This is a genomic window from Clostridium sp. HMP27 (assembly GCF_000765165.1).
Lineage (GTDB): Bacteria > Bacillota > Clostridia > Clostridiales > Clostridiaceae > Clostridium_AK.
This window is the reverse complement of sequence record NZ_JMFY01000046.1, coordinates 1-7,089: the sequence shown is the minus strand read 5'-3', so window position 1 is coordinate 7,089 and position 7,089 is coordinate 1. Positions and strand designations below refer to the sequence as shown.

Annotated in this window: 6 protein-coding genes; 1 reads left to right on the top strand and 5 read right to left on the bottom strand. The window is 30.4% G+C overall.

The features are described 5' to 3' along the window. Positions 1–237: 237 nt before the first annotated feature. From DP68_RS17210 to DP68_RS19780, 5 genes are all read right to left on the bottom strand, one after another. Positions 238–1,242 carry a WG repeat-containing protein gene (locus DP68_RS17210; RefSeq protein WP_035311656.1) on the bottom strand — a complete coding sequence of 335 codons (1,005 nt, stop codon included), beginning with the start codon at positions 1,240–1,242 and terminating at the stop codon, positions 238–240. Positions 1,243–1,270: 28 nt separating this feature from the next. Then, entirely contained in the window at positions 1,271–2,368 is a 1,098-nt protein-coding gene (locus tag DP68_RS17205; protein WP_035311655.1) for a Ger(x)C family spore germination protein, read from the bottom strand. Continuing rightward, a complete protein-coding gene (locus DP68_RS17200) occupies positions 2,365–3,441 on the bottom strand; it encodes a GerAB/ArcD/ProY family transporter (protein ID WP_035311654.1) in 1,077 nt (358 codons plus the stop codon). Before DP68_RS17200 ends, DP68_RS17205 begins: the two co-directional genes overlap by 4 nt. Next, a complete protein-coding gene (locus DP68_RS17195) occupies positions 3,438–4,772 on the bottom strand; it encodes a spore germination protein (RefSeq protein ID WP_035311653.1) in 1,335 nt (444 codons plus the stop codon). Before DP68_RS17195 ends, DP68_RS17200 begins: the two co-directional genes overlap by 4 nt. Before the next feature lie 238 nt (positions 4,773–5,010). Beyond that, positions 5,011–5,166, bottom strand: a complete 156-nt coding sequence (locus DP68_RS19780) for a hypothetical protein (protein ID WP_204599922.1) — start codon at positions 5,164–5,166, stop codon at positions 5,011–5,013. A 183-nt stretch (positions 5,167–5,349) separates the two neighbouring features. Here DP68_RS19780 and DP68_RS17190 point away from each other — a divergent pair, with 183 nt between their 5' ends. Beyond that, positions 5,350–6,942, top strand: coding sequence for an ATP-binding cassette domain-containing protein (locus DP68_RS17190; RefSeq protein ID WP_035311652.1), 1,593 nt, complete (start codon positions 5,350–5,352; stop codon positions 6,940–6,942). The last annotated feature ends 147 nt before the right edge of the window (positions 6,943–7,089 follow it).

Genomic DNA, 7,089 nt, shown 5'->3' with positions numbered 1-7,089 from the left:
ATAATAATAATAATAATAATATGAAAACCAGCTCTAGCAACAGTAGTAATAATAGTAGTGGTAGCAGTTCAGGTACTTCTAGTGGTATATCCAGCAGTACTGGTGGCGGAAAATAACTTTTTTCATTTTAAATTCTAATATTTATAAAGGCACTAGACATATTATATTTATAATTTATGCCTAGTGCCTTATTATTAAGTTTTATAGTACATTTTATAAATAAGAGAACTTAAACTTTTACTCTCTACTAAAAACATTTTCCCCATTTTTATTTATATATTTAGTTCTATTTTCTAATATAACCTTAGAAACTCCATCCACAAATTTTGACACTTCATCATAAATTGGCTCTATAATAAAATTACATTCTTTATCTATGTATCCCCATTTACCATTTACTTCTACAGATATTAAACCTTCACTAATAGTATCTACGTTACCAAACTTCACCGGAATTACTTCATTGCCATCTTTGTCTATAAATCCATACTTTTCATCAATAGCAACTGTTGCAAAGCCTTCGTAAAAGTTATCTGCCCAGTCATATTTAAGTGGAATCACAGCTTCTCCATTTTTATTTATAAATCCATATTTATTGTTTAATTCAACACATGCTAGCCCTTCATTAAAATCATTAGCTGTATGATACTTAATTTTGATAACTGTATTTCCGTCCTTATCAATATATCCATAATTAGATTTTAACTGTACCGCTGCTAACCCTTCCGAAAATCCATAAGCATAATCAAATTTAGGTTCTATAACTATCTTGCCTTCTTTGTTTATGTATCCTAATTTTCCTCCTAATTGCACTAAAGCTAAATCTTCACTGAAATCAAAAGCATCTAAAAACACAGGATCTATAACCACTTGCCCTTCTTTATTTATATATCCCCATTTATAATTTACTTGTACAGCTGCTAACCCCTGTGAGAATCCATTAGCTTCTTTATATTCTGGCTCTATAACCACTTCTCCTTTTGTATTCATAAATCCTTTTTTCCCTTTTACTTCAATTGTAGCTAATCCATCAGTGAATTCATATACATCATCATATAAGTTTTCTCCAATTAAACTTCCTTCTTTATTTATAAATCCAAATTTATCTTCGATTCCTATTATAGCAAAATCATTAATAAAATCCTCAGCATAGTTATACTTTGGCTCTACTATAATTTCTCCTTTATTATCTATGTATCCATATTTCCCATTAATTTTTACTGGATAAAGCATCTTTTCCATATTTAACTCTCCCTTTAATTTTATTTAATTATTTAAAAATTCCAGTTCTTTCTATAACTACATTACTATCTACCTTAAATTGAACCTTTTTATATTGGTTTTCTAGCCATTCATCACTAAAATCATAATTTCTATTATTAGCCCAGTATTTTACTTGGATCTGAAGAGGATCTAAGCCTTTTTCTTGAAGTTTTTTTACTAAAGCATTTACACGAGAATCTAGTATTTTTTTTGCTCTAGCCTCAACTTCTTTTAATTCCACATATTGTCCTGCTTCCTCTAGATTTCCCTTAATTGTAACTTTTATATTACATATAATATCGTCATTCACTTCTTTTAACTTTATACTTCCTTTTCCGCTATTAACATTTATACCTAAAGGATTCTTAGAACCCAAAGTATCTATAACTATGTATCCATTTTGCACTCCCTCAAAAAGTAATTTAAACAATTTGGTTTCATCTCTATTCAAAAACATACTAAATTTAACTCTATCAAATAATGCTACCTTTTCTAGTACAACTCTACCTTCAACAGCTTCAATCACTGGACAAAATACAGTCATCCCCTTCGTCGTTGCAGAATATTTTACATCCTTCAACATTGTAATAAGTCCATATTCAGAATTTGTTCCCTGGCCAAACTTCATAAAAAGTGCACTTCCTGCAGTTTTTTCTCCTGGCGGTTCTATATTTAGCACTGTCTTAGCACTTGGCGATCCTACAGCCACATACCCTATAAGCTGTATGTCTCTTCTCCTGGCAAAAAAATCTATAACGTCATCAATTTCATTATTTTCAACATAACTTTCTCCGAGCACTATAATCTTCATATGGCCAAAGTCTGGTTCTAAAGCCATCTTAGTTTTTAAAAGCCTAAAAACTTCTCCAAGTGAATTTCCTTTTACAGTATAAAACTCAAAATTTTTTCCTGACTCTTGTGAGCCTGCCCCTCCTACTGATCTTGGTATAGCAGCCTTAAAGCTTACTTCTATTTCCCCATTTACACCAACAGAATCTATGCCCACTGCTACTATAAAAGTTCTTCTATCTATATCCTTAAAATCACAACCTGTAAAAAAAGATACTATAAAAAATAAAATTAATAATTTACTAAGATATCTCATATATTCCTCTTTTCCCTTCTTTTGGTTAAGAAAAAAAGTATAAAAAATAATATATTAGTGAAAAAGCTGCTAATGATCATATTTACTAATGCCATGTCAGTAAGTTGTCTCGTATTTCTTATAAAAACACCTAGTGTAACATAGCAAATCAATACTGCTACTATAATTCCTTTTTTTATTTTATTATTAATACTCATCCTGTCCAATAAACTTTTTCCTACAAAAGTATAAAGGATAATTTGTACAGATCCTAATGTTAAAAATAATGGGAATAGTATATATAGCCCTCTTTCAATAAAAAACAAATTAACTTGTATAGCATCTGAACTAGCAATCCAAGGATGTTCAATATTTCTAACAGTTTCAACCCCCCAAAAAGATGCTGGAATTAAAAGAGTTAACAACGCCATTGGCAGCCCTATAAGTATAAATATGAGCATAGTTTTTCTATAACTTATTTTCCCAAACTCAGTATTAAATGCTTGCAAGTGTCGAACTCCAACATAAAAATAACTTGCTATACTAATCAAAGGTAAATTAGGCATCTTTAGAGAATGAATTAACGTTCCCTTTATATAGTTAAGTCTTAGTTCTTTAATACTTAGCAAATAATACATAACTATACCAACTAAAATAATTATTCCAAGATAACCTAAAAGATATAAAAATGTTTTATTTGTATTTAATAAAACAAGTATTACAGGAATAACAAGCAATATTCTTAGAAACCAAGTATTTGTAGTAGATAAAAGAAATTTCCTTGTTATTTCAATAAGTCCCATAAACATAAAATATCCTGAGGTAAAATTAAAAATTATCGATATAAAAGATATAATACTTCCCAATTTTTTACCTAAAAGCTCATTATTTATTTCTATCAGAGTAAAGTTTTTAAAATGATTAAATACATAAATACCAGTATAAGAACTTATTAATATCACTATAAGCGCTATAAATAAAGCTATTATTGCTCCATCTAATATATGTGTAGTTAGATATGGAGAATTGTAAAATATAAAATTAGACAATGTACAAACTATAAGCATCATATAATAATATTTCTTTTCGATCATAACTCACTTCTCCTAAAAAAATCCCTTAAATTTTTAATCGAAATTGCATCTAATGGATTTAAATAAGGAATGTTAAAATTATAAAGCGAAAATGCATATACCGTTAAGGCTAATAATGCCACAAAAATTCCATACAGCCCAGCTAAACTTCCAAATAATACGACTATGTACTTTAATGCTCTTGCAGGTATACTTATACAAGTTGTGGGCATGCAAAAATTAGTTATAGCAGTTGCTGCAACTATTATTATAAGTATATTACTTACAAGCTGTGCCTCTGAAGCTGCCTGACCTAGTATAAGTCCTCCAACTGTTGTTGCTGCCTGCCCTATAGTTTTAGGGAGTCTGATGCTGGCTTCAATCAAAAACTCTATCATTGCAAGCATAAACAGTACTTCTAGATAAGATGGATATGTTACTCCTGAGCGGCTTTCTGTAATGGACAATGCTAGCTGTACTCTGAATATTTCAGGATTATATGAAGTAACTGCAACATATATTGCAGGAAGTGTTATACTTAAAATAAAGGCTATATATCTTAACACTATAAGCATAAATGCTGGTATAGGGAATAAATAGTAATCATCTACTGCAACAAAATATTCGTGAAAAGTAACAGGAGCCACTCCTGCACCATTGGTGCCATTTAATAATATAACAGCCTTTCCTTTAGCCATAAGCCTTGCCACTCTATCTGGCCTATAGGTTATAAAAATTCTTGGAATAAGCCATTGTCTCTTTACTATGTGCTGCTCCAGTTCCCTTAATGTTTGAATTGCAGGTGCCCTAACTTCACTGATACTTTTTTCTATAAAGTTCAATGAACTTTTATCTACCTTTTCCTCATCATATATTATAGCAACCCTACTTTTAATTAACTCTCCAACTTCAGTTTCCTTTACTATAAGATTTGAACTTGGATAATATCTTCTTAAAAGACCTATATTTAAAGTTATCTCCTCTACGAATTCCTCTAAGCTTCCTTGAAAAGAACTTTCTTTTATGTTTTGTTGGACTTCTCTATAATTTTTTCTAACACAAACATTAATACTTCTTAGTGTGCCTTTATAAATTGCTATAACATTTCCTTCTGTAATACTTTTACTTACCTCTTCAAGTGTTATTTCTGTACTAATACTTCGAATATATGAATTAAAGTTTAAATCCTTATTAAAATAAGGCATTTTGATATTTTCAGTTAGTGCCGACTTCTCTATAAGACTTTGCACAAAATAAATAACAAAAAAATCATCTAATTCTACCTTTTTGGTATCGCTATCTATATTTATAAATTTATCTATTTCTTGCATTAAAACTCTATGACTTTCCATCTTATTCACCTCTGAACAACAACTGAGATTTTTAGCTTTAAAATAGCTTTTTAATTGTTATCTTAATATAATTTGCCATAACCTCCAATTTTATTCACCTGTGCTTGATGAAATGCTCCTAGAACACAAATAAAATAAATCTTGGCGTAGGTAATTTTTATTTCACATAAACACCAAGATTTAAAGTATTTTAATAATCATATAAATATTGTTCTTAAAAAGGCTCACCCTAGGCTTACTACTTATCGAATAATCCACCTGTTTTCTTATTTCTCACAGCCTTTTTAGCCCCTCCCATGCTTTTGGTTGGTCTTCCATTTCCCTTTTGCTCAGCACTTTTTTTCTTTTTTGCTTCAATAAGCTTTTTCATCATTTCTATATTCTTATCTGACATAAATACTTCCCCCTGTGTTGGTTATCAATTTTTAATTTTTTCTACTATATTCATTTATCAAATGTCAATTTTAAGTTATTAATTACTAATTGTCAATGTTATTTTAAAGTCTAGCGATTATTACATCTTTATGTTATAATATGACGGTTAGATTAAAAGTAGAAAGTTGAGGAATGATTAGCGTTGATTACAGTTACAAATGTTGGTTTAAGATATGGTGATAAGAAATTATTTGAAGATGTTAATATTAAATTTACTCCAGGAAATTGTTATGGAGTAATAGGTGCAAATGGTGCTGGAAAAAGTACATTTTTAAAAATTTTATCTGGTGAAATTGAGCCTAATACTGGAGAAGTTTCTATTGCACCTGGTTCTAGAATGTCAGTACTTAAGCAGGATCACTTTGAATATGATGACTGCCGCGTACTTCAAACAGTAGTTATGGGTAATGCTAGATTATATGAAATCATGACTGAAAAAGAGGAATTATATGCAAAGGCTGATTTCACTGATGAAGATGGTATAAAGGCATCTGAACTTGAAGGAGAATTTGCTGAATTAAATGGTTGGGAAGCTGAATCAGAAGCTTCATCACTTTTACAGGGCCTTGGAATTCCAACAAGTCTTCATGAAAATAAAATGTCTGAACTTTCAGGTGGAGAAAAGGTTAAGGTGCTTCTTGCACAAGCTCTTTTTGGAAATCCTGGAATACTTGTTTTAGACGAACCTACTAACCACTTAGATATTCAATCAATTAACTGGCTTGAAGAGTTCTTAATTGACTTTCCAGGAACAGTTATTGTTGTATCCCATGACAGACACTTTTTAAATAAAGTTTGTACTCACATGGCAGATGTTGACTTTGGAAAGATTAAGTTATTTATGGGTAACTATGATTTCTGGTATGAATCAAGTCAGCTTGCCCTACAATTAATGAAGGATCAAAATAAGAAAAAAGAAGAAAAAGTCAAAGCTCTTCAAGAATTTGTTGCAAGATTTAGTGCTAATGCTTCTAAATCAAAGCAGGCTACTTCTCGTAAGAAGCTTCTTGATAAAATAAACATAGAAGATATAGAACCTTCAAGTAGAAGATATCCTTTCGTAGGATTTAAACCTGAGAGAGAAGTTGGAAATGATATTTTAAGAGTTGATGGAATATCAAAAACTATTGATGGTGTAAAAGTTCTTAATAATGTAAGCTTTATCATAACTAAGGGAGATAAAATTGCCTTTGTTGGTGAAAATGAAATGGCAATTACTACATTATTTAAGATACTTATGGGAGAAATGGAACCAGACAGCGGAGAATTTAAATGGGGTGTTACTATTACTAAGTCATACTTCCCTAAAGATAACTCTGAATTCTTTAACGATGTGGACTTAAATCTTGTAGATTGGCTAAGACAATTTTCAGAAGAAAAGTCTGAAAGCTATCTTAGAGGCTTCCTAGGAAGAATGCTTTTCTCTGGAGAAGAAGCGTTAAAAGAAGCTAAGGTTTTATCTGGTGGTGAAAAGGTTAGATGTATGCTTTCAAAAATGATGCTTAACAATGCGAATGTACTTTTACTAGATCAGCCTACAAACCACTTAGACCTTGAATCAATTACAGCAGTAAATAATGGTTTAAGAGACTTTAATAGTAATATATTATTTGCTTCCCATGACCATCAATTTATACAAACTATAGCAAACAGAATAATCGAATTAACTGAAGATGGACTAATCGATAGACAAATGAGCTATGACGAGTATCTAGAAATGAGAAATGGTAAATAACAACTAACAATTTAAGATAAAAGTCAGCCTTTGGGCTGACTTTTTACTCTAATTAAATATTTATTATTTTATTCCCACTTATTTTCTACAACGCCTGATGGCTGAACTCCACGCTGACAAGGTTTTTTAACGATTAAAGTTCCAATA